The organism is Campylobacter concisus ATCC 51562 (genome assembly GCF_000466745.1).
Lineage (GTDB): Bacteria > Campylobacterota > Campylobacteria > Campylobacterales > Campylobacteraceae > Campylobacter_A > Campylobacter_A concisus_B.
Genome location: NZ_ANNI01000003.1, coordinates 483,740 through 506,674 on the forward strand (window position 1 = coordinate 483,740; position 22,935 = coordinate 506,674).

Annotated in this window: 22 protein-coding genes and 1 tRNA gene; all 23 read right to left on the minus strand. The window is 36.7% G+C overall.

The window, feature by feature from the left end; genetic code table 11:
* Positions 1–1,611 carry a glycosyltransferase family 2 protein gene (locus ATCC51562_RS03810; RefSeq protein WP_021091045.1) on the minus strand — a complete coding sequence of 537 codons (1,611 nt, stop codon included), beginning with the start codon at positions 1,609–1,611 and terminating at the stop codon, positions 1–3.
* Positions 1,608–3,164 (minus strand): AMP-binding protein, encoded by a 1,557-nt coding sequence (locus tag ATCC51562_RS03815; RefSeq protein WP_021090661.1) that lies wholly within the window; start codon positions 3,162–3,164, stop codon positions 1,608–1,610. Before ATCC51562_RS03815 ends, ATCC51562_RS03810 begins: the two co-directional genes overlap by 4 nt.
* A complete protein-coding gene (locus ATCC51562_RS03820) occupies positions 3,154–3,699 on the minus strand; it encodes a hypothetical protein (RefSeq protein WP_021090814.1) in 546 nt (181 codons plus the stop codon). Before ATCC51562_RS03820 ends, ATCC51562_RS03815 begins: the two co-directional genes overlap by 11 nt.
* Positions 3,689–3,934 carry an acyl carrier protein gene (locus ATCC51562_RS03825; RefSeq protein ID WP_021090641.1) on the minus strand — a complete coding sequence of 82 codons (246 nt, stop codon included), beginning with the start codon at positions 3,932–3,934 and terminating at the stop codon, positions 3,689–3,691. Before ATCC51562_RS03825 ends, ATCC51562_RS03820 begins: the two co-directional genes overlap by 11 nt.
* 2 nt (positions 3,935–3,936) lie before the next feature.
* Positions 3,937–4,194: a phosphopantetheine-binding protein gene (locus ATCC51562_RS03830; protein ID WP_021090881.1), complete on the minus strand. Its 258-nt coding sequence runs from the start codon at positions 4,192–4,194 to the stop codon at positions 3,937–3,939.
* Complete coding sequence (locus tag ATCC51562_RS03835) at positions 4,178–4,924, minus strand: lysophospholipid acyltransferase family protein (protein WP_021090825.1); 747 nt, start codon at positions 4,922–4,924, stop codon at positions 4,178–4,180. The genes ATCC51562_RS03830 and ATCC51562_RS03835 overlap by 17 nt, the downstream gene beginning before the upstream one ends.
* Positions 4,914–5,582 carry a beta-ketoacyl synthase chain length factor gene (locus ATCC51562_RS03840; protein WP_021091055.1) on the minus strand — a complete coding sequence of 223 codons (669 nt, stop codon included), beginning with the start codon at positions 5,580–5,582 and terminating at the stop codon, positions 4,914–4,916. The genes ATCC51562_RS03835 and ATCC51562_RS03840 overlap by 11 nt, the downstream gene beginning before the upstream one ends.
* Positions 5,582–5,998 carry a hypothetical protein gene (locus ATCC51562_RS03845; RefSeq protein ID WP_021090821.1) on the minus strand — a complete coding sequence of 139 codons (417 nt, stop codon included), beginning with the start codon at positions 5,996–5,998 and terminating at the stop codon, positions 5,582–5,584. The genes ATCC51562_RS03840 and ATCC51562_RS03845 overlap by 1 nt, the downstream gene beginning before the upstream one ends.
* Before the next feature lie 11 nt (positions 5,999–6,009).
* Positions 6,010–7,263: a beta-ketoacyl-ACP synthase gene (locus ATCC51562_RS03850; RefSeq protein WP_021090697.1), complete on the minus strand. Its 1,254-nt coding sequence runs from the start codon at positions 7,261–7,263 to the stop codon at positions 6,010–6,012.
* Positions 7,263–7,982: a 3-oxoacyl-ACP reductase FabG gene (gene fabG, locus ATCC51562_RS03855; RefSeq protein WP_021090736.1), complete on the minus strand. Its 720-nt coding sequence runs from the start codon at positions 7,980–7,982 to the stop codon at positions 7,263–7,265. The genes ATCC51562_RS03850 and fabG overlap by 1 nt, the downstream gene beginning before the upstream one ends.
* The gene (locus ATCC51562_RS03860) at positions 7,975–8,418 is read right to left on the minus strand and encodes a 3-hydroxydecanoyl-ACP dehydratase (protein ID WP_021090691.1); all 444 of its coding nucleotides are present in this window, start codon (positions 8,416–8,418) and stop codon (positions 7,975–7,977) included. Before ATCC51562_RS03860 ends, fabG begins: the two co-directional genes overlap by 8 nt.
* Positions 8,415–9,584, minus strand: coding sequence for a beta-ketoacyl synthase N-terminal-like domain-containing protein (locus tag ATCC51562_RS03865; protein ID WP_235044179.1), 1,170 nt, complete (start codon positions 9,582–9,584; stop codon positions 8,415–8,417). Before ATCC51562_RS03865 ends, ATCC51562_RS03860 begins: the two co-directional genes overlap by 4 nt.
* Positions 9,568–9,945, minus strand: coding sequence for a hypothetical protein (locus ATCC51562_RS03870; protein ID WP_021090447.1), 378 nt, complete (start codon positions 9,943–9,945; stop codon positions 9,568–9,570). Before ATCC51562_RS03870 ends, ATCC51562_RS03865 begins: the two co-directional genes overlap by 17 nt.
* A gap of 23 nt (positions 9,946–9,968) precedes the next feature.
* Positions 9,969–10,490: a 4'-phosphopantetheinyl transferase family protein gene (locus ATCC51562_RS03875; protein ID WP_021090599.1), complete on the minus strand. Its 522-nt coding sequence runs from the start codon at positions 10,488–10,490 to the stop codon at positions 9,969–9,971.
* The gene (locus ATCC51562_RS03880; RefSeq protein WP_021090857.1) at positions 10,471–11,151 is read right to left on the minus strand and encodes a hypothetical protein; all 681 of its coding nucleotides are present in this window, start codon (positions 11,149–11,151) and stop codon (positions 10,471–10,473) included. The genes ATCC51562_RS03875 and ATCC51562_RS03880 overlap by 20 nt, the downstream gene beginning before the upstream one ends.
* A 66-nt stretch (positions 11,152–11,217) precedes the next feature.
* Complete coding sequence (locus ATCC51562_RS03885) at positions 11,218–12,072, minus strand: TPM domain-containing protein (protein ID WP_051288437.1); 855 nt, start codon at positions 12,070–12,072, stop codon at positions 11,218–11,220.
* Positions 12,072–12,665 (minus strand): LemA family protein, encoded by a 594-nt coding sequence (locus tag ATCC51562_RS03890; RefSeq protein ID WP_021090548.1) that lies wholly within the window; start codon positions 12,663–12,665, stop codon positions 12,072–12,074. Before ATCC51562_RS03890 ends, ATCC51562_RS03885 begins: the two co-directional genes overlap by 1 nt.
* 100 nt (positions 12,666–12,765) lie before the next feature.
* A complete protein-coding gene (locus tag ATCC51562_RS03895) occupies positions 12,766–17,685 on the minus strand; it encodes a hypothetical protein (RefSeq protein WP_021091040.1) in 4,920 nt (1,639 codons plus the stop codon).
* Between the two features lie 592 nt (positions 17,686–18,277).
* Positions 18,278–18,368: transfer RNA gene (locus ATCC51562_RS03900), tRNA-Ser, on the minus strand.
* A gap of 438 nt (positions 18,369–18,806) precedes the next feature.
* Positions 18,807–19,487, minus strand: a complete 681-nt coding sequence (gene pyrF, locus ATCC51562_RS03905; protein WP_021090861.1) for an orotidine-5'-phosphate decarboxylase — start codon at positions 19,485–19,487, stop codon at positions 18,807–18,809.
* Positions 19,484–19,879 carry a transcription antitermination factor NusB gene (gene nusB / locus ATCC51562_RS03910; RefSeq protein WP_021090843.1) on the minus strand — a complete coding sequence of 132 codons (396 nt, stop codon included), beginning with the start codon at positions 19,877–19,879 and terminating at the stop codon, positions 19,484–19,486. Before nusB ends, pyrF begins: the two co-directional genes overlap by 4 nt.
* A gap of 1 nt (position 19,880) precedes the next feature.
* Positions 19,881–20,351, minus strand: coding sequence for a 6,7-dimethyl-8-ribityllumazine synthase (ribH, locus tag ATCC51562_RS03915; protein WP_021090940.1), 471 nt, complete (start codon positions 20,349–20,351; stop codon positions 19,881–19,883).
* A 53-nt stretch (positions 20,352–20,404) separates the two neighbouring features.
* A complete protein-coding gene (locus tag ATCC51562_RS03920; RefSeq protein WP_021090765.1) occupies positions 20,405–22,837 on the minus strand; it encodes a TonB-dependent hemoglobin/transferrin/lactoferrin family receptor in 2,433 nt (810 codons plus the stop codon).
* Positions 22,838–22,935 lie beyond the last annotated feature (98 nt).

Sequence of the window (22,935 nt, forward strand, 5' to 3'; positions counted from 1 at the left end):
TTATCTCCAAAAGTCAAAAAAGTTAAACCACTGCGATGGGTTCTTGCAAGCGTGATCCTCGAGCTGTTTTACATAGCTTTGCACGTATGGCATGACGCTTGCCTTGCGGTCGCGACCTAGTTTTATCTCATCTGCGATATCACTTAGCTCGATACTAAATTTATCGCCATTTTTCACGCACCAAAGCGTGCTCATTTTTACACCCAAAATGCCAGCTAATAAGTATGGGCCATAGTTAAATTTAGCCATCTTGCCAAGAAAGCTAACCTCAACAAATTTATCGCCATTTACCGGAGTTCTATCGCCCATTATGCCGATATTTACGCCGTTTTCCACCGCCTCTTTTAGCTCAAGCATAGCTGCTGCATCGAGGTTTTCTACGCTTATTAGCTTGATCTGCCCCTTACTTATCTGCTCTAAAATTTTATAAAAATTTTCATTTCCCTTGCTATAAACCAAGATGATCATACGAAAACTTGGCGATCTAAGCGAAAGTGTCTTGCAAATTTCTACATTCCCTAGATGGCTTGTTAGCAAAATTCTGCCACGCTTTGATGCCTCAAACTCTTCTTTTATCCACATAAGTTCGTCAATATCTAGCTCATTTTCGAGCACACCATTTTGCCAGATACGAAATTTATCGCAAATCGCAATACCAAATTCATAAAAATTTCTAAAAACACCAGTAGCTGGTTTTTTACCGCTAAATTTCTCTACATTTTGTAAAAATTCTCTTATATTTTTTCTCTCTATTTTTGAAAAAATATAATAAAAACAAACGACGATCATAACGATAGGTTTTATAAGAAAAATAGGCAAATTCTTGGTTAAAAATAAACTCACCCTTAAAAAAAATTCATTTGATCTTTCGCCTTTTTGCCACCATACGTATTTTTGTCCCCTAAAGGCTTTGCTCAGCAAAAATGGAACCAAACTAAAAAAATATTTAGCATGCATAAGGCTTATTAACACATTATCTTTTAGCATTTTAAAGTGAGAAATTCCACCTTTTTCATATCTTACTTTTAGCGGTATCCATCTTAGTCTGATATCTGCTCTTACGGCATTTACAAGGATTTCCATGTCAAATTCCATCCTATTTGACCTGCTTTGAGATATCGCCCACTCGAGCTCTTTTAGCGGATAAATTCTAAAGCCACACATTGCATCTTTTATGTCGGTGCTTAATGTATTTACCTTAACCCAAAAATTTGTGATCTTTCTACCATAAAATCTCGACTTTGGCGCATCCTTGCCATAGATAGGATCAGCCATTATCATATCGTGTGGATACTTTTTGCTAAGCTCCAAAAACTCAGCTACCTCGCTTATGTCGTGCTGAAAGTCGGCGTCGATCTGAAATGCATGTGTGTAGCCATTTTGTAAGGCATGTCTAAAGCCATCTTTTAGTGCAGCTCCCTTACCGCCGTTTTGGGCTCTTGTAAAAATTTCTACACCAAATTCGCTCAAATTTTGCAAAGCCTTTTTTGAAGCTTCGTTTGAGCCATCATCAACTATCAAAATGTGTAGATCATAGCTCGCAAGCGCCTCACAAAGAGCTTTGATCTTTTCTGGATGATTGTAAAATGGTATGAGAAAGAGCGTCTTCATAAGCCCAGCTTTATCCTACCAGCAGCACTTCTAGCGCCATTGCAAAATATCTCAAAATAAACTTTCTCATCTTTTTGCGAAATTTCTATACAAAGCTCGTCATTTGGCCTTACAAATTTTAAAAATTTCAGATTCTCCACCACGCACTGATCGCCTATTTCTGCGCCAAGCTCTCTTGCAAATTTAAATACAAAATCAAGCTGCACAAAGCCAGGCAATAGCGGTAAATTTGGAAAATGTTCAGTAAAAATGCCAAGTGCTGGGCTAAGCTTTGTCTTAAATTTATAAACGCCGTCCTCGCTACTTTTATCCCAGCTAGACTCCTCACTTTTTTCTAAAAGCTCTTTAAAATTTGCTTTTAGAAATTTCCCTTGCGCGTTTTTACAAAGTGAGCTAACGATTTTAAAATACCTAACACTATTTTTAAACTCAGGCCTTAAAAGCTCATTTAACCTTGCTACAATGCCCTTTTTACCGCTATTTCTAAAGAGCTTTACACCCTCTTCACTAAGCTCTAAAAGTACGGCCAGACGCTTAAATTTTGGATGCGTATCACAGTAGCAATCTTTTAAAAGACCACTTTCAAGCATCTTATTTTCGATGCTTATTAGATTGACCCTTTTGTCATTTAGCTTAACGATCCTATCGATCCTGCCTTTTAGCGTGAGTCTGTTGCCCTTTATTTCCGCCCAGTCGCTAGTTTGAAAAAACTCACACCATGGCGAACTCACGTTTAATGCCTCGTCCTCGCTAAGACCTGCCTTTACCTTGCTAAAAAACAAAAGCTCTTCGCCTAAATTTCTAGCCACTACACCAGTTTCGGTGCTACCATAGATGTCGATGATACGCGCACTGCTTAGTTTTGCTATGCTAGCTCTTAGCTCACTCTTTAGGGCTGAGCCGGCACAGATGATGTTTTTTAGCCCTGAAATTTCAGCTGCTCTTGGGCTAGAAATTAGCGTTTGAAGCAAAACTGGGCTTGTTATGAAACTTAAATTTTCAAGCTCTAGCTCAAAGATCGCCTCTGGGTAATTTAGCTCCTTGCTAACGGCCTTTGCACCAGAGATGATGGGTAAAAATACCTTAAAAGTAAGGCCAAACATATGCTGATGCGAAACGCTTGAAAAAAATGTATCACTTTCATTAAATCCAAGTTCTTCTTTCAAAAATAGCCCTTCTTCTATCATCGCACCAAGTCTTTTTGGTATATTTTTGCTCTTTCCAGTTGAGCCTGAAGTTTGAAGAAAAAAAGTAGAATTTAGATTAAATTTTGGCTCCATATTTCTGGCTGGAGCTAAAAAATTCTTGAAATTTTCATCATTGATATTAAATTTATCACTACTAAAAATGGGCTTTGCAAGCAAAATCGGCCTAATACCAACTGCAAGTGCTCCAAAAAAGGCGACACAAAAGTCAAAAGTTTCACTTAGATAGATCTCTATCTCACTCACGCCATACTCTTTTAAATTTGCCCCAAAAATACCAACTTGTGAGTATAAATTTTTATCAATATCAACAAATTTAAACTCTTTTAGATTATTTTCAAACTCCATTTTTCCTCTTTAAAATAAAAACTTTACGATATAAAATTTCTCCAAAAAATAAAAATCCCATCAAAATATAAGAGATAAAGGAGCAGTAAATGCTCCAATAAAATTTATTTTCAAAGCACGATAAAACAAATGCTAAAATCGCATTAAATACAAAAAATAAGCACCAAATTTTTGTTAGCCCTCTTGTGTAACTAACGACCTTTTCATCTATATTTTTCTCTTTTAATCTAGCGATTTTGGTTATAACAGCCTCGCCCTTTAAGCTGTAAAAAAATAGAGCCAAAAAGCCAAGGCTTACGATACTTGGATATAAAAGTGCTAGATTTACGCTTCTAAAAATAGCGCAAACAGCAAAAAACATCCCAGCCGCTAAGCAAACCTGTCTTTTCTTACCACTTTCAAAATAGGCTCTAAGCCCCCAAAGCACACATAAAATACCAAATATCAAAGTGGAATTTTCTTGCCAAAAAAATAGCACTAAAGGGTAAGCAATGCTTGCTAAAACTAGCGCTAGATTTACTATTTTATGCTTCAAATTTCTTTGCTACGGCTTTTACGATATCATCAAGCGTTTTTACGTTTTTAAAATCCTCTGGCATCAGCCTATGTCCGGTTTGACGTTTGATGTAATCAATCATATCAATAGCGTCGATGCTATCGATCTGCAAATCCTCATATATCCTAGTTTCTGGCTTTATCTTACTCTCATCTATCTCAAAAAGATCGATCAAGGCTTTCTTTAAAATTTCAAAAATTTCTTTTTCGCTCATCGTTATTTCCTATTTTCGTAAATGTATTTTGCAAGAGAAGACACACTAAAAAATATCTCTTTTAGATTTGCACTCTTTGAGTCAAGCACAAGGCCATATTTTTTCTGCACCGCAAGCCCAAGCTCTAAAGCATCGACGCTATCAAGCCCAAGTCCATCATTAAAAAGTGGCGCATTCTCATCAATATCACTTGGCTTCATATCCTCTAAATTTAAGCTTGTGATGATCAACTCTTTTATCTCATTAACTAGCTCTTTCACCAAATTCCTCCTTATAAATTTTACTTATCTCATCATGCATTGCCCTGGCCCTCACGGGGCTTGGCCTATCTTTTAAAAATATATCAACATCAAAATTTTTTATCTCTTTAAAATGATATTTTATCTTTTCATCTGGTATTTTGTACCATGGTTCATTTTTTCTAAGGCTTCTTGGATGCATATTAATACCGATACAAACAATATTTTTAGCGCCTTTTACGCCTATGTAAGCTGCTGCCTTATGAAAAATAATTTCATCTTTCGTACGTGTGCCTTCTGGGAAAATTAATAAATTTTCACTACTTTTTAAAACCTCTACGCTTTTTTGTAAAAATTCCTCGTTATTTGTGTTTGGTATATAGTTGCACGCCTTAATTGCAGCAAATAAAAATATATTTTTGCTAAGCTCGCCCTTTACGATGCAGTTTATCCTTTTAAATTTTGAAACCAAAAAGACCACATCAAGAAGCGAAGGGTGGTTTGCTATGACTAAATTTGATCCACCATTTAGCTCACTAAGCTCAAATTTATAGTCCAAACACCCACAAATTCTAGTAACTTTTATGAAAAATCCCCAAGAAATTCTAACTAGATCACGGCATAAATTTTGTATAAATTTAAATTTATTTAGCCCCAAAAGCACCACTGGCACAAGCAGCAGATCTCCGCTTATGCAAATGATCGCAAAAAAGAAAAAGAAAGATCCGGTTCTTAAAATTTTAAGGCTCATAGCTAAAATCCCAAGATGAAGAATAACTACAACTTTGCCAGCTTTTTGATATTTTTGGATCAAAATTTACAATAAAGCTTTTTAATAAATTCCCGCAAATTTCTTTTTCTTTTTTAGCTCTTTTTAGAGTTAAAACTCTCTCATTTTTTGCCTTTGAAACAACAAGAGCAAGCATAAATGACGGTTTTTTCTCATCAAAATAACTCTGCTTTATCGACTCATGATAGGCAAGTATTAGCACCTTTTCATATCCGTCATTTAGCCTTAAAAATGCTGCTTGCAAGGCATCTTCGACTGGGCTAAATGACGATATGGCAAGAATTTCATTGTGATTTTTAGCCTCTATACTAAGAAGTGACGAGATAGCATTATGCACAGAAAGTGAAAACGAAGTAGGCGAAACTGGCTCAGCTTTTGCCAGCGTAGTCTCTAGCTCAAAGCAGCGATTTATCTCTCCTTCATATGAGCTAAAAATAACTGGCATATCAAGCTTATCAAAGCCACTAAGTAGGCTAAAAGCGCACTTTGCAGCACTACTTAGCCTTCTTCTTTGAATTGGTGGAATTTTTGCTAGATCAAATTCTTTTTTGTATCTAGCCAGATCCTCGCCGACATCGCCATAAGCTATCGCATCAAAAAAATCAATTTGAAATTTCATTATTTCGCGATATCACCTTTTAGAGTAACGCCAGACATCAAAGCACCGCTTCCACACTGAAACTGAGTTTTTGAGTTAAATGGTTGTTTTTTGTAGTAGCCAGTTAAATTTACAACCTTAGTGCCACCTTCTTTTAATGCTCTTTCTTGGAAAGTCTTTAAGGCCGAAAGAAGTGCGATTTGGCATGCTTCTTCATCACTTTTATTAAAACCATTTGTCTTTTTATTTGATGTTAGATCTTTTACAATTACCTGTCCGCTATAGCCTGTGCCAAAGCTGATACTTACATTTGGAAGTAAGAAATTTTTAGCTTTTGGGCCATTTAGAAAATCAAGTGAGTGATATTTCACATCATCTCTTGCATTAAGACTTGTAGCAAATGCCAAAATGGCAACTAATGAAACTAATTTTTTCATATTTATCCTTTTTAAAAAATGTTTTTAACTCTTTTAAATATCAAAGATGTATTTACGCCGCCAAATGCAAAGTTATTGCTCATAATAAAGTCCGTTTTTATCGGGGTTGGCTCTTTTAAATAGTTTAGCTTTGCACACTCAGGATCGATCAAGTTTAAATTTATAGTTGGGAAAAATAGCTCTTCTCTCATCATCATGATAGAAGCGATAGCCTCCAATCCGCCACAAGCTCCGAGCGTATGACCAAGATAGCTTTTAAGTGAGCTAATGGCGATATCCTCTCCAAAAAGCTCGTTTGTAGCGATACTCTCGGCTATGTCGCCATGTTTTGTCGCAGTCGCATGAGCATTTACGTAGCCTATACTTTTTGGCTCTAAATTTGCATCCCTAAGCGCTAAGCTCATCGCCGCTTTCATCGTAGCGCTTTGTGGTCTTGTGATGTGTGTGCCGTCACACGTTGAGCCAAAGCCAACGACCTCAGCATAGATTTTAGCTCCTCTTTTTAATGCACTCTCTTCACTTTCAAGCACTAAAAATCCAGCTCCCTCGCCAAGCACCAAGCCATCCCTATCTTTTTCAAACGGCGTTGGGCTCAAATTTGGCGTGCTGTTTTTGACACTAGTTGCGTAAAGCTTGTCAAAAACGTACGCCTCGCTCACGCAAAGCTCCTCTGCTCCTCCAGCTAGCATCATATCTATGCTGCCATTTTTTATGCTCTCGTATGCGTAGCCAATGGCGTGCGAACCACTTGTGCATGCCGAAGATGTAGGGATGATGCGCCCTTTTAGCGAGTAAAATAGCGCGATATTTGCCGCTGTAGTGTGAGGCATCATTTTTATGTAGGTATTTGCGTTAAAGCCACTATCCATGTCCAAAACTAGCTTTGCCATGTCAAGGATAGAGTCCGTGCTACCAGTACTTGAGCCACTAGCTACGCCCATTCTGCCATCTTGTACACTTGGGTCTAAATTTGACTCATTTAACTCATCACCTTTTAATAATCCAGCATCTTTTAAAGCAAGTCCAGCCGCATGTACGCTATAACACGAGACCTTACCAAGGCTTCTTAGCTGTTTTCTATCCCACTCTTGCGGATATTTGTAGTCTATAATTGGTGCAGCTAGGCGAGTGTTTAGATCTTTGTGACTCTCCCACTCGCTCATATATCTCACGGCGTTTTTGCCTTCAAGAAATTTAGCCCTCATCTCCTCCCAGCTGTTGCCAAAAGCACTGACTGTGCCGATACCTGTGACAAATACACGCATTAGCAAAGTCCTCCATTTACACCGATAACCTGCCTTGTGATGTAGCCAGCCTCGTCGCTTAGTAAAAATTTAACCAGCCCTGCCACCTCATCTGCTTCTCCAGCTCTTTTTGCAGGTATGGCCTTTAGCACCTCATCTAAAAAGTCGCTATTTAAAATTTCCTCGCTCATATCTGTCTTTATAAGTCCGGGCGCTACGCAGTTTACTGTTATACCTCTACTTGCAAGCTCGACTGCAAGGGCTTTGCTGGCTCCTATGATGCCAGCTTTACTAGCTGAGTAGTTTACCTGACCTCTGTTGCCAATGACGCCTGAAACAGAGCTTAGTGTTACTATTCTAGCTGGCTTTCTAGCCCTTATCATGGGCATTAGCGCTGGTCTTAGAACATTGTAAAAGCCATTTAAATTTACATCTATCACATCAAACCACTCTTCGTCGCTTAGCCCCACAAAGGTGTTATCTCTTGTTATGCCAGCGTTTAAAATAACGCCGTAGTAGACGCCATTTGCCTCCATGTCAGCTTCTATCATCTCCTTAGCTGCAGCGGTGTCAGCCACGTCAAATGTCAAAAATTTAGCCCCAAGCTCACTAGCTATCTTTAAAAGATCATCGCTCTTACTTCTTGCGTGAAGCACCACTTCGTACTCGTTAGCAAGGCGCCTAGCGATGCTAGCTCCTATGCCTCTACTTGATCCAGTTATCAATACTCTCTTACTCACTAAGTGCCTTTTTTACAAATTCTTCATCAGGGCTCATCACATTTAAAACCGCTCTTGCACCAAGCTCTCCGTTTACAAAAAGCTCACTATCATAAACGCCAAATCCACTCTCATCTTGGATCGAGCACTTTGAGATAATCACTATCTCATCACCTACTTTAAAATGCGGCCTAAAAATTTCAAATTTTCTACTACCAAGCAAAAAGCCAAATATCGCCTTCTCGCCCCTTAGTTCACGCATCTTTGAGTCATAAATTCCAAGGCTTTGAGCCATCATCTCAATTGCCTTTTGTGTGTAAAATTTCCCATCTTCCAAAAATGGAGTTTGCTCATTTATCACGCTTCTTACTTTTATGCTCTCACAAGGCGTAAATTCTAAAATTTCATCGATCAGGGTTATGGCGCTACTGTGCGGCAAATAATCACTTATCATCATCTCACTCTTTTAAATATTATCGCGGCGTTATCTCCGCCAAATGCAAAAGATAGCGACATCGCTGTTTTTACGTCGAATTTCGTACCACTTTTTACTAAATTTATAGCTTCCAAACTCTCGTCATATACTCCGTCATAGACGTGTGGTGGCAAGGTGCTATTTTCCTCCATGCAAAGCATAACGCAAATGGTACTTTCTATTGCTCCAGCAGCCCCAAGCGTGTGTCCGATCTGCGGCTTTAACGAGCTAGCATATACGGAGCCAAGAGTTAAGTTTACAGCTTTTGCCTCCATTTTGTCATTTGCTTGCGTGCCGGTACCATGCAAATTTACATAGTCTACGCCTCTCATGCCAGCTTTTTTTAAAGCTTCTTCTATACAACAAATTGCCATTTTGGCATTAAAATCAGGCTGAGTCATATGAAAAGCGTCGCAGTTTGAAGCTGAGCCAGCTACAACGACGTTTGAAATTTCATCACGGCTTAGTAAAAACAGCCCAGCTCCCTCGCCGATATTTATCCCCTCTCTATTTTTAGAAAATGGTTCGCTTGGTTTTTGACTTAAAATGCTAAGTGAGTTAAAGCCATTTATGGTTAAGGTGTTTAAACTATCGACTCCGCCGCATATAACCGCATCGCAAATATCGATTTTTATTAGTCTTTGTGCCTCAATAATCGCCTTAACGCCAGAAGTACAGGCAGTTGAAACACAAAAACTCGGACCTTCTAATCCATAAAATTCGCTCACAAATTCAGTCACATTTGCAAGACAGTTTCTATCTATGCCAAACTTGCTTTTATCGAAAATTTCAGTTTTTATATACTCTTTAAAGGTCCAAAAATTTTCTTCAATTCCACTCGTTGTAGTGCCCAAAATAACACCTACACGGCTTTTGCCAAATTTTTTGATAGCCCTCTTGATCTCATCGTCAAGCTCAAGAAGCGTATTTAAAAGCAAAGCATTGGTTCTTGTTTTGAAGTGTTCTTTTGTATTCTTGGCAAACTCTGGCAGTGCCTTATCAAATTTCGCTACTAAAAATTTATTCTCAGGATGAAACTCACTGCTAAGGCTTAGAAATCTCTTTCCACTTAAAAGCGAGCTTAAATTCTCATTACTGCTGCTCCCTGCTGCACTAATAATGGCTGGTTTGCTAACGTAGATCAACACTTTCTACCTCATAATATTGATCATCTATCATAAATTTTTGCTCGTTTTTTTCATCTTTTATCATCTCTAGCACTTTTATAAAAAGTTCATTGTAGGCACTATTTGGCGGTAAAAAACCTAAATTTTTAAAGCTACCATCTTTTAAAACTCGCCTAGCTTCTGGCGCGCCAAGTGCGTTTACAAGGCTAAATTTATACTCATTCTTGCTATTTTGCACGTAAAGCAAAAGTACACCTTTTGATGAGCTTACCTTAAATGTTTTCAAGTCAAAATCTGCTATCTGCGGTGTATCAAATTTCTTTGCGCATCCAAGAGCAAAAAGCGAAATAGCAAGGATTATGACTATTTTTTTTATAAGCAATCTTTACCTTTTAATGTTAAAAATTACAAAAGTTTAATAATTATATCTTTGCATTGCTTAAATGCAAGGCAAATAATAAATGAATTATTAATAATTAAGTATTTTTTTGCCATTTCATCGTAGCTGGTAGTACCAAGATCGCTAAACGATAAATTTTTAAGCTTTAAAATTGCCTCTTTTGCAGTATAAATTTCATAAAATTTTTGCGTTTTATCTTTTGCATTTGTCAAATTTTTGCTCTCTTCTTTTGTAAAGCAAAAGCTAGCTACGGCGTCAAAATTTCTCTGCTTTAGCTCTTCGACATCGACTCCGATCTTTTCTTTTGAAATGGCTAGAACTGCGATATTTTCTTTATGTGAAAGACAGATTTTGCCTCGCATCTTTGCTTTAAATTTTAAGTAGCGAGATATTTTAAATGAGTTTTGTTTTATTAAATTTGGGTATTTTTTTACTCTTCTGCGATCTTTTTTATCTAGCATTTTTGGGCTAAATTTATCACCGCAAAAGCTGATAAAAAGACGAATTTCACCCCTTTTTATAGGCATTTAATCTCTTTTTATAATTTTCATCAAATTCTAAGGCTTTTTCAAACTCAGCAGTAAATGCTCTAAGACGATCATTTTTTTGCTGATTTTCATCGCTAAATGATCTAATACGTGACGTAAAAGCAATCTCATCTTTTCTAAAATTAGCCTCTTTTAGATCAAAGTTTAAATTGCTCATTTTGCTATTTAAGATATGCAAGGCACATTTTCTTGGCCCAAAGATAAAATTTTGCCCGCTTAAGGGCTTTAGGCTTCTTACTAAAACGCCACCATAAAGCGATAGATTGCTTTTAAAAGATATGTCAAAGCCAAAGTTGTGAAAGTAAATCTCTCCTACCTCACACTGCCTTTTGTAGGTATTTGCGTCAAAACAAGTATAAATTTCAAGCTCACTAAATTTATACTCTTTGCCAGAAACAATTAAAACTTTACTTTGCATAAGCTCGCATAAAAAACTCTGAAATTTATCGTCAAAAAACTCTTTAAAACCAGCAGTCCCAACTATCTCTTGCTTTATATTTTTATCTAAAATTTTAAAGTTATTTTGTTTAAGTAGGCCAAATTTTTCTTTATCAAAATGACTTTGCTCTAAAAATTTACTAAGCACTGCCACTAGATCAAATTTAGCAAAATGGCTTTTAAGCAGCTCACCAGCTAGCATCTTTGCTCCTAAATTTTTATATATTTTAAAGGGTTTGAGCTTTACAAGCTAATCTTTGATGAAATTTTACCAACTACCACTTGCTCCGCCTCCGCCAAAACCGCCTCCGCCGCCACTAAAGCCACCACCTCTTGAGCTACTTGAATGACCGCTACCACTGCTATTTGAGTCTGATCTATCACGCCTAAAACCACTATGTGCATTTTTGCTTTGAGTATTTTTTTTAAAGGCATTTTTTAAAATAATAAAAAATATTACAAACACGATGGCAAAGACAATGAAGTAATTTTGCACGCCAAAAAATTGCTCAAATACCGTAGATGTAAGCCCTGCAAAACACGCACTAAAGCCAATTCTCATAAAAAATTTACCTAAAAAGCCAGAGATAAAACACGAGATCATGCCAGCAAAAAAGGCAACTATTCCAAATGGTATCTCTTCATCTTCACTCACGCTTTCAAATTCTTCGCCACTAGCTACCTTTATGATGGCTCTTATGCCATCTATCACGCCACCACCCATATCTCCTTGCTTAAATTTAGGCACTATTACATCATTTATGATCTGGCTAGAAATAGCGTCAGTTAGTACGCCTTCAAGCCCATAACCAACTTCTATACGTACTTTTCTCTCGTTTGGAGCGATTATTAAAAGCACTCCATTACTGCTTTGTTTTTGTCCCAGCTTGTAGCCTCTAGCTATCTCAAGAGAGATCTCTTCTATGCTTTTATTTTCTAGTGATTTAAGCGTCACGATAGCAATTTGCGTCGTACTATTTTGCTCGTAATTTTGCACTAAGTTTAAAAGCTCAGCTTTCTCATTTTTAGAGAAAATTTGAGCCTCATCATTTATCTGCTCATTAAAATTTATGGCAAAACAAAAGCAAAATGTAAAAAATAAAAGAGCAAAAATTTTCTTCATCATTTCTCAAATGAAACTTTTGGATTTATCTTCTCTTCGTTGCTTATTTCAAGATTTTGTTTTGGCTTTAGCTCAGGATAAAAAGTACTTGCTATAAATTTATTTGGAAAGCTTCTAAGGGCTACGTTATACTCTTTTACAGCTTCGATATAATCATGCATTGCTACGCTTATGCGGTTTTGCGTACCTTCAAGCTGACTCTGAAGAGATAAGAAATTTTGATTTGCTTTTAGCTCTGGATAGTTCTCACTAACTGCCATAAGCCTGCCAAGTGCCAAGCCAAATGAGCTTTGTGCTGTCATAAATTCTTTCATCTTAGCTTCATCGCTAAGACCACTTGCATCAACGCTTACTTGCATGCTCTTGCTTCTAGCATTTGCCACATCTTCAAAAATTTTTTGTTCATGGGCTGCGTAGCCTTTTACAGTTTCAACCAAATTTGGCACAAGCTCAGCTCTTCTTTTATATTGATTTAACACCTGTGACCACTTTGCATTTACATTTTCATCAAGCGCAACAAATGAATTTATATACTTAAAAACACCAAAAGCAAGTGCAGCAATAACTATAATAACGGCTATTAAATTTTTCACATTTTCTCCTTTAAGGAGCAAATATTAGTAAAACAAGACTTAAAAAATAATGTGAGTTTGAGTTTAAAATGAGTGCGAATTTACGCACTCATTTTGGGGATTAAAGATCGGTGTGGATTTTGTCGTCTATTTGGATATGGATAGTCTTTCCATTTATTTGATCTATGCTTGAGTAGCCTTTAAAGCCACTAGCGTCGTAGTTAGAGTCACGATCCCATTTGTGATCTAGATCAACTTTTGTGATTTTATTGCCATTAGCATCAACATCACCACCTTTTATCTTAAGCACCGTATCAGGGTTATCAGTGATATCAAGGATATTTTGTACATTAAATTTGATCTCTGTCTTTCCTTTAAGCTCAAGATTTTCAAAGCTTTCCACTTTTGAATCAAGATTAGAAATATTGTTAAAGTTAACTTTGTCGCCATCAAAGACCAAAGTATCGTTGCCTTCGCCACCTTTCATGTCTTTACTTGCGTCAAATTTAACCGTATAGTTTTCAACGCCTATATGAAGTGGTTTATAAGGCTCGTAAGACTTGGACTCTAAGCCATCTGAAGTTTTAAGTGAGGCTTTAACATTTAGATCATAGGCTGATCTTGCATTGATATCAAGCTCTTGGTCAAATGTGCCTTTTGCTATATCTGCAGCTGATAGAGTATATGTTGCGGTCTTAGTTAATGCATGGTGGTTGTCTGGATCAGTGTATTTAAACTCTACCGTATCTCCATTTCTAGCATCTTCATTAAGATAAACTTTAACCGTAGTAGATCTTTCGCCATTTTCTGAGGTTTTTATATCCTTATTAAACATGATGCCTCTTATAGCATCGGTCTCAGCATGTGCTGTATCGCTTACTGTTTTGCTCTCGCCAAATGTGTCAGTTAGAGTAACTTCAGCTTTTGTTTCTTTATCAACTGCGATAGTAGCATCAAGATCAAGTGGAGTATCTCTGCCAAGCGTTTGTTGAGAATTATCATCTAAATTTTTAAGTGTAATTTTTCCATTTACATCTTTTCCCATAACTTCATAATGTTTAGTTAAGATAGATCCGTTAGGATTTGTTATCTTAACATCTATCTTATCGCCAGCTATAACACTTCCTGGGATAGAAACATGAACCTTTGAAATTTTACTACCTGACTCATCTCTTGAGATAATGCCATTGTCGTTTTTGTCAGCAACTATGCTTACACTTAATCCCGCTTCACTTAAAGGTGCAAGTTTAGCTTTTGCTTCGCTACTAGTTGTAGTCTCAGCACCATTTGTTATAGTAGCTACTGCACTAGTTTCGCGACCTGGAAGCATAGCAACGCCAGGAATTTTTATAGTATTGTTTGCTAACTGTGTAGTAACATGAGTAGTATCATCTGTAAGTGAAATTTTACCATTAGCAGTTTTTGAAACTGTGTAATTTATTGTCCTATCAGCCGTAGTACCATCGGCTTTAGGCTCTTTTATAGTTACTGCTATCTTATCACCATTTGTGACATTATGCGGCACCTGAACGCTTATAATTGTCTTTTTTATATCATTGTCCAAAATAGCTTCATCTCTGTCTATTACATTGTCTCTACTTGCATTATCTTCAACAAATTCAATCTTTAAATTTTTAGTATCTACTGACTCCAATGTAGCTTTAGCTGTCTTTGTTACTCCATTTATAGTAGCTTCAACCACTGCTGGATGATCTTTATCTATATGAACATTAGAAATTTTTAGTTTATTTCCTGGCTCAAGTGCGACAAGGCTGCCACCTGCATCTTTTATGGTAACGTTTGTACCATCATTTGAAGCAACGGTATAAGTTTTCTCTGCCCCACCATTTACCTTAACTTTTATAGTATCACCACTATTTACAGTGGTTGGGATTTGAAGTGTTGCCGAAGTGGTATTTAAATTTCCATCCTTCATAGCTTCATCTCTACTTAGAACTCCGTTTCTATCTTTATCCTCATCAATAAATAGCCTAAAGCCTGTTCCAGAACCGCTACCTTGAGCATCAAGCGTAATATCGCTATTTGTCTCAACCTTATCAGCACCAGTATTATCAGTAACCTTGGCATTAATGATAGTCTTATGATCTTCTGTTAAGCCAAGTGTATATTTGACTACCTTATTGCTATCAGCATCGTCGGTAATATCAAGCTCTTCACTACCATTTTTGGCTATTAATTTGCCGTTATTGTCTTTTACTATCTCATATGTCTTGGTCATTTTATTGTTTGGCGTGTCTTCGTTGTGTGACTCTACTATTAATTTATCACCTAAAACAAAATTTGAAGGAAGCTTGATAGTTGCTATAGTAGTCGCTCCAGTTGCCTCTGCACTACCCAAAATACCATCATTATTGGTATCTTTTTCAAAAGTTATCTCCATATCTTCATGAAGCTTTTCAAGAGTATTATGATTTTGAGCTTCGGCTTTCTTGCCGCCACTTGCATCGGTAGTCTCAGTAGTTACATTAATTGTCTTGCCAGCAATTATCTCTACGCCAGGAATTTCTATCTCATTTTTATCACTTGCAGTTATAGAAGTATGAGTAGAAGTATCTTCTAGTATGATTTTACCGCTTGGATCTCTACCTGTAACCTTATAAGTTTTAGGTGAAGTGCCATTATCTATTTTTACAGTTACCACATCACCAGCTATAACATTATTTGGCACTTTTACTACTACTGTAGTTTTATGTAGGTCGCCATCTGCGTCCTTGCTCTCTGCTCTTGTTAAGGATACGTTACGGTCAGCGTCCTCTTTGAAATATACCGCCATATCGTTTATATTTGAGATAGTAACCGTGCTTGTATCTTCTGCATGCTGAATACCATCTTTATCTTTTATCTCAGCTGTTACTTTAGTTTCTAGACCAGTCGCTGTTTTAATGCCAGAAATTTTAAAGCTTCTACCATCTGTTTCTGTATCTACTTTATTACCATCGCTATCTTTTACAAAGAACTTACCATTATTATCTTTTCCAATAGTATATTTTATTTCTCTAGCAGTAGCTTCATTTGGCTCTTTTATAGTTACAGTTAGTTTATCTCCACTTACTGCATTTTTAGGAAGCTTTATAGTGACTGTTGTGCTATTAAGATCATCTTTGCTGATAGCTTGCTCTCTAGTCATAGTTTTAGCTCCATCAGCTTCATCAAAGATAACTTCTGGTTTTTTTACATGCTCTAAACTAGCCGATACTTCTGGCTCATTTATATATGTATGTCTATCTGGATTTAAATTTGTAACTTTGGCCTTAATAGTCGTATCTTCTCCATGCTTTAGTTGGATACCAGAAACATTGATGATGTATTGATTATCACCTGCTTTTATAGGCGTTAAAACATTAGAAGTTCCATTTTCTGTTACACTAGTTACGACACCTTTACTATCCATATGTATAGTAAATTCTCTTGTATAAGTTTTAGAAGGATTATTTACAGGATCATCAGGATCAGGTCCAGTAATAGTTAGCGTAAGCTTATCGCCATTATCAATTTTATTTGGCAGAGTAATCCTTGCTGTGGTTTTATTTACTTCATTGTCATCAGTACTTTCTTGTCTTGAAATTTCATGAAGAGTCTTTTCTTCTGGTAATGTCATTTCTAAATTTCTGCCAATAGGCATTACACTATCTTGATCTGACTCTTCACTTTTTCGAACATTGTTTTTATCTACCACATGAACACTAGCTGATGTTCTTACATCTGGAAATATCGGAAGAGATGTATTTACTTTTTGATTATCAATCATCTCTTGTGTAAGAGAAATTTCTTTTGTTGTATCTTGCTTAGTTAGTGGATCGGTATAAGTTATAACGATCTTATCACCAACAACTACATCTTTTGGTAAAGTTATCTCTACTATCGTGCTTCTAAAGTTATTGTCTTGACTATTTTCTGGATCATATAAATAGCCATTGTTGTCTTGATCTTCTGTAAATGTTAAAGTAGGCTTTACGTCGGTAACAGTAGAGTCACTTGCAGTTGCACTTCTCATTGTGTTTGTGCTATCTGCTACGTAAGCTTCTACTTTTGAAGACTTGCCGTGTTCAACTGGCATATCGTCTATCTTATATCCATTCTTTATTATGTCTTCATTAATAGGTACATTTCTAGGCTCGATTGTGCCATCAGGTTTTGTCAAAGTTACATGAAGTATATCTCCAACAATCACATCCTTTACAGTTATAAGAACTGGAGTTTCATTTAGATTACCATCTTTATTATTTTCAGTATATGTTAATAGATTATTATCAGGACTGTTATCCTCTGTAAATTTAACCTCTGGAGCACTAAAGCCACTTGAAGTTACGCTATCTTCACTTCTGCCACTAACATTTCCTTGAAAATTTGTAATAGTTGCATCAACTTTTGAAATTTTGCCAGTCTGTATTGGTGCATCAAACTGATAACCATTACTTATAATAGTTGGAGTGATAGGAATTGTTTTATTTTCAGTATTACCATCTGGCTTAGTTATAGTGATATTTAGTATATCTCCGGCCCTTACTGTGCCATCATTTGGAATTGTAATAAGAACTTTTGACGTATTTAAATTTGTATCGCGTGCATGCTCAACCCTACTTAAAGTACCATCGTTATTAAGATCGCTTATAAAAGTTACAAGAGGATTGCTTGGGATTATAGTATCATCTCCACCATTGTATCCGCTTATTGGGCTATCGTATGATGCAAAAGCTCTGTTTGCATCACTTAAATTTCTATATGTTGCATTAATATTTGAATAGTGGCCACCCTCAGCAAATTTAGCATCACTTAGGCTAACACCATCTCCGCCACCAGCAGCAGCGTTTCCACCAGCAGCAGTCTCTTCAAGTTTTGTTAGATCTCCGCCATTTAAAATAGCATTTTGCAAATCACTAACATCTGCCAAGCCTTCTGCGCCTATAGTACTTTGATTTAAAGCAAGTGTATCATTGCCTACAATCGTAATCTCTTTTCCATTATTTGAAACGATTGTTATTTTATCAGCGGCATCACTTGTCTTGATGCTCTCTCCCATATAAAGGATGTCACCTACTTTTAGCTCTCTCTCTCATTTCCGTTTTGATCGATAGCAACTGCCTTGCCACTAATAAATTTTACTACTCCAGCTTCTTTAGCCAAGATTACTCCTTATTATTATTTTTGTATTATTTAAATTTTTACGTGATTATATACTATCTTTATAAGATATAACTTTATATGAGAAATTTTATCTTTTAAGAAAAAAATATATTAAATAAATATATAAATTCCAAATGTCAATAGTTTGTAAAAAGCGAATTATAAGCTTTTATCAAAAAATAGCTTTTTGATTATCAATATAATTAATTAAGCAAAATATAATACTTTTTATAATAAAAAATTAATTTAAGATATTTTTAATTAGTTTGAAACAACAATATAACCAAAAAAATCATAATTTTTCAAAAAATATGCGATCGCCACAAAATTTTACTTATAAATTTCAAATAAATCATCAGTCTAAAATCTACAAACTTATAGTTAAGTTTTACTAGCTAAGCAATTTTCTAACACGGAAAATTTTATATAAAGATATTTAAAAAATAATGTTAAACAATAATAAAAAATTTATGATTATCTATAAATAGTGGCGGACAGAGAGGGATTTGAACCCTCGAGCCCCGATTAAGAGCTGCACCCTTAGCAGGGGTGTGGTTTCAGCCACTCACCCATCTGTCCATAAAAAGAAATCGCATTATAATTGAAGGCCGCTGATATCTTGCTTAAATTTACATTTCACAATTGCAGACCTCAGATAGAAAATCTAAAAACAAAAATTTATAATTTTAGTCCTTTTAAGGCTACCATTTTAGCTTGGCTTTGTCTAGGTGCGGCGTATTGGCGTAGTAGCAAATCATACGATAAAACATATAAAAACGCCTATCGCTACCGCGACCAAACGCCTTTGTGCACTCGAACATCTTGCTATGATCCGCGCACCATTTAGTAAAGCGATATCCTTAACCAAGTGCTAGTAGATACGCTTTAGCCGCTCAGCCAACAAGAGGATTTTCTTAAAATCACTCAAATTTAGCTCCTCACTTCGCTTTGATATCATCTTCACGCAACATTTTGTAAAAAAGCTTAGTTAAAAACCACTTCACACAAGTTCAAATTTTAAATTTGCTCCAAAATTCTTTCGCAAATTTCTCTTGGATTTGCATTTTCATAAATCGGCCTGCCAACAACTATAAAGTCGCTATCTTCTTTCTTTGCACTCACTAAGTTTGCTACTCTTTTTTGATCTCCAGCGCTCTCTCCAAAAGGCCTAACGCCAGGGCAAAGAGTGATGAATTTTTCATTTGTTACATCTTTGATGAGCTTACTTTCAAAAACAGAACAGACCATTCCATCAAGCCCTGCTTCAAAACTCATCTGGCTAAATTTCCTAACAGCTCTTGCGATCGTATCGTTATAAACAGCGTCAAACTCGCTCTCACTAAAGCTAGTAAGTGCCGATACTGCGAGCACCAAAGGACGGCTTCCAAGACCAGCTAGTCTATCCATAACTGTCTTCATCGCGCGTTCACCAGCGCTAGCATGCACATTTATCATATCTACGCCGATTTTTGAGACGACTTCAGCCGCATCCGCCATCGTATTTGGGATATCATAGAGCTTTAGATCGAGGAAAATTTTAAAATTTCCAAGTCCTTTTAGCTCTTCTATAAATTTTGCCCCATCCCTAAGATAGCTTCTAAGTCCTACTTTTAGCCAAAGATCAAGCCCTTTTAGCTCACTAGCAAGGGCTAAGTTCTCTTCACAACTAGCCATATCAAGTGCGACGCAGAGCTTCACAGATCGCCCTTTAGCTTATCAAGTACGCCATTTATAAATTTTGGCGCCTGATCACTTCCAAGTTCTTTCGCAAGCTCGATCGCTTCGTTTATGATGACAGCCTTATCAGTTTGGCTAAATTTCATCTCATAAAGCCCAAGTCTAAGGATGGCAAGCTCAGTCGCACCAACCTTACTAAAATCGCCGTCTTTTAGATATGGCTTTAAAATTTCATCTAGTTTTTCTTTATTTGCGAGCACCTCTTTAAAAGTCTGCTGTGCCTCACTTTTTCGCTCGTTTCTTATCTTTTTCTCTTCTAGAAATTCCTCTTCAAATGCAGCAGTTACCGGATTTATCTCATTTGAGTAGAGCAGCGAAACGACGGCCTGCCTAACCTGATGACGAGTCGCCATTTTACGCCTCCAAATTTTTATATAAGCTTAGCATCTCGATCACGCCCGTCATCGCTTCAAAGCCCTTATTTCCGGCCTTTGAGCCAGCTCGCTCGATGGCTTGTTCGATGCTATCTACCGTTAGTACGCCAAATGTCACCGGTTTGCCGTATTTTAGCGTAACGTTTGCGATGCCCTTGGTGGTCTCGGCGCTAACGTAGTCAAAGTGAGGCGTAGAGCCGCGGATCACCGCTCCCACGCAGCAAACGGCGTCAAATTTACCGCTAGCTAGCGCCTTTTCAAGCGCCATCGGTATCTCAAATGCGCCCGGCACCAAAATGAGGCTCAAATTCGCCTCATCCCCGCCGTGACGTAAAAATGCATCCCTCGCGCCCTCGACCAGCCTATCGGTGATGATATGATTAAATCTAGCGCCCACTATGGCGACCTTCTCGCCGCCTTTTAGAGCCAAATTTCCTTCGATTATTTTCATTAATTTCTCCTTAGATTTTTGCCTAGTTTATCAAAATCTTATTTAAACTAAAGCTAATATCTAATCTCAAAAGAAACGCTAAAATTTCTACCAGGAGCAGTATACCGCTCAAGTCCGGTACCATCAAATTTAACATAGCTTTGGTTACCGTTATATCTAAGCTGTCTTAAATTTTCCCAAGTAGAATACTCTTTGTTAAAAATATTAAACACGCCTGCATTGATGCTGAAATTTTTACTGATCTTATAACCCATAGTTAAGTCAAAGACAAAATAGCTTTTACTTAGGAATTTATGTGCTTCTGGCTGAGTTGTACCAGTCACTTTGCCTGTATCTCTATCGACGATTATCTGAGAAAAATTTGGTGGTATTTTTGAAACCGCATCTTTTGCTTTTTTAGCTGCTACAAATTTGCTAGTTAATAAGAGATCAAATTTATTATCACTATACCCAAGTCCAGCCACTGCAGTAAACGGCTGAATAGCCATAAGTGAAGTCCCGTCATTTTTTTTGCCACGCGCATAAGTCGCCTTTAAGCTTGCATATAAATTTTCACTTAAATTTAGTGCATTCCCATTTACACGTGAATTTAGCTCCAAGCCTTTGACGGTGGCTCTACCAACATTTACGTGTTTAAAATCGAGACTTTTTTTGCTGTATTTTTTTACAAACTCCCATGTATCAAAATCAAGTTCTTCTATCTCGTCAATACCAACATCATAATCAGTATCAATAAAATCTCTATATTTAGAATAAAAAACACTAAGAGCAAGTGCATAACTCTGACCTGATGACAATAAACTTACCTCATGATTAAAGGCTTTTTCTGGTTTTAGTTCCAAATTTCTAACATATCTTGTACTATCCCTAGGTGTATCAAAATACATCTCCTCCACTCTTGGCGCACGAAAACCAGTACTAAACGCATAGTTAACACTCAAATTGTTATTTATATCATACTCGACTCCTGCATTGTAGGTAACGGCTTTAAATTTACTTTTTTGTAGCTCTGGTGTTGTGACCATTTTATATCCTGTACCAGAGGCAATATTTGCTTGCTCTGGTTTATATACATATCTATCAAGCCTAACTCCATAATTTAGACTTAAGGCCTCATTTAAGCTCATATCGTCACCTAGAAAAGCATATTCAAGAGTGCTTTTTACTGGCTGAGCAAATGTTACGTCCGTTGCTTTAACCGGCTTAAAAGGATTTGCTGGATCCACAATAAAACCACTACCGCTCCATTTTGTATTAAAACTTTGTCTAAGTTGTAAATTTTTATTTTTAAAGGTAGAGATATGCCTACCAAGACCAAAACTCAAGATGTGAGAAAATTTACCTGCATTAATGTCACCACTCATGCCACTTATATCGAACTGTTTTTTATCTTGAAAAAATTCATAGCTATCTTTTTGATCAAAACTTGAGTTGTATTGCATGTCGTTTGGATAGTTTGCATGATATCTTGTGAAATTTGACCTCTGCTGCACTCTTTGCTTATAAAAGCTTATCTTTAAATTACTTAGTAAAGCATCATGGTCTGGCACAAACTCATAGTAAATTCCATATCTTTTGTAAGGGATGCTATCTCTTGTTTGCTTTCTATTAAGTGTTGCGGTGCTATTACTCTTCTCTTCGGTAAAATAGTTTTGCCTAAAGTCTTCATAGGATGTATTTATAAAATGCGAGTCAACCCTATAGCCAAATTTCATCAAATTTGAGTGTGTGCGAAATCTCACGTCATCAGGCAAAATTCTACCAAAAGAGCAAAGTTCTGGGTATTTATCTGCCAAATACGAATCCTCTATACTAGTCCCCATTCCACAAAATGGCACATCATCCAACTTACCGCTGTAAAAATTTTTTGTCTGCTTGCCACGCTTGTACGTGTGCTGAAACAGTGTTTCGATCCCGCCTGCTTTTACGCCTGCACCTGCAACTTGTCTAAATTCACTATTTTTTGATGCATATGCGCTTTTGCTATAAAAACCAACATTTTGCCCATCCCTTACAAAGTCATCAACATTTTTTGTCTGCATACTAACGCTACCACCGATCGCACCGCTACCTTTGTTTAATGAATTTGCACCTTTTATAAATTCTACACTGCTTATGTTTTCAAGCTCGGTGCTGTTTCGGTTTCCATTTAAAATCCCTAAAATATTGTAAGAGCGGGGCATAAAACTCTCAACGGCTTCCATTCCGTCTATTTTTAAAGAAACCCTATCACTATCTACACCTCGTATAGCATATCCATTATTACCACTTCTACCACCTTCTGTAACAGTTACGCCAGTTTCGTTTCGCACAAGATCTCGCTCAGAGAAAATTTGACCCTTTTTTAACTCGCTTTTACTAAGCTCTGTTTTTTTCGATGATATACCAGCCGCACTTACAACAACACCTTCTAGTAGCAGATCTTGCGATGCAAAGACAAAGCTGGACGCCACACCAGAGATAAACAAAATTCTACAAATTTGCACAATGTCTCCTTAAATTTGAAAAATAACTTGAAAGTGTAGTGTTATTTATATAAATTTATTTTGAATTTAAAAATCAATATTTTGTAAAACAATATTTT

Coding starts and splice junctions, on each gene's coding strand:
- ATCC51562_RS03850 (WP_021090697.1), bottom strand. CDS start 7,263: ATGCGTGTATTTGTCACAGGTATCGGCACAGTCAGTGCTTTTGGCAAC.
- ATCC51562_RS03895 (WP_021091040.1), bottom strand. CDS start 17,685: ATGGGAGAGAGCATCAAGACAAGTGATGCCGCTGATAAAATAACAATC.
- nusB (WP_021090843.1), bottom strand. CDS start 19,879: ATGGCGACTCGTCATCAGGTTAGGCAGGCCGTCGTTTCGCTGCTCTAC.
- ATCC51562_RS03845 (WP_021090821.1), bottom strand. CDS start 5,998: ATGAAAAAATTAGTTTCATTAGTTGCCATTTTGGCATTTGCTACAAGT.
- ATCC51562_RS03815 (WP_021090661.1), bottom strand. CDS start 3,164: ATGGAGTTTGAAAATAATCTAAAAGAGTTTAAATTTGTTGATATTGAT.
- ATCC51562_RS03835 (WP_021090825.1), bottom strand. CDS start 4,924: ATGAGCCTTAAAATTTTAAGAACCGGATCTTTCTTTTTCTTTTTTGCG.
- ATCC51562_RS03860 (WP_021090691.1), bottom strand. CDS start 8,418: ATGATGATAAGTGATTATTTGCCGCACAGTAGCGCCATAACCCTGATC.
- ATCC51562_RS03885 (WP_051288437.1), bottom strand. CDS start 12,072: ATGAAGAAAATTTTTGCTCTTTTATTTTTTACATTTTGCTTTTGTTTT.
- ATCC51562_RS03875 (WP_021090599.1), bottom strand. CDS start 10,490: ATGCCTATAAAAAGGGGTGAAATTCGTCTTTTTATCAGCTTTTGCGGT.
- ATCC51562_RS03825 (WP_021090641.1), bottom strand. CDS start 3,934: ATGAGCGAAAAAGAAATTTTTGAAATTTTAAAGAAAGCCTTGATCGAT.
- ATCC51562_RS03810 (WP_021091045.1), bottom strand. CDS start 1,611: ATGAAGACGCTCTTTCTCATACCATTTTACAATCATCCAGAAAAGATC.
- ATCC51562_RS03840 (WP_021091055.1), bottom strand. CDS start 5,582: ATGAAATTTCAAATTGATTTTTTTGATGCGATAGCTTATGGCGATGTC.
- ribH (WP_021090940.1), bottom strand. CDS start 20,351: ATGAAAATAATCGAAGGAAATTTGGCTCTAAAAGGCGGCGAGAAGGTC.
- ATCC51562_RS03880 (WP_021090857.1), bottom strand. CDS start 11,151: ATGCTAGCTGGTGAGCTGCTTAAAAGCCATTTTGCTAAATTTGATCTA.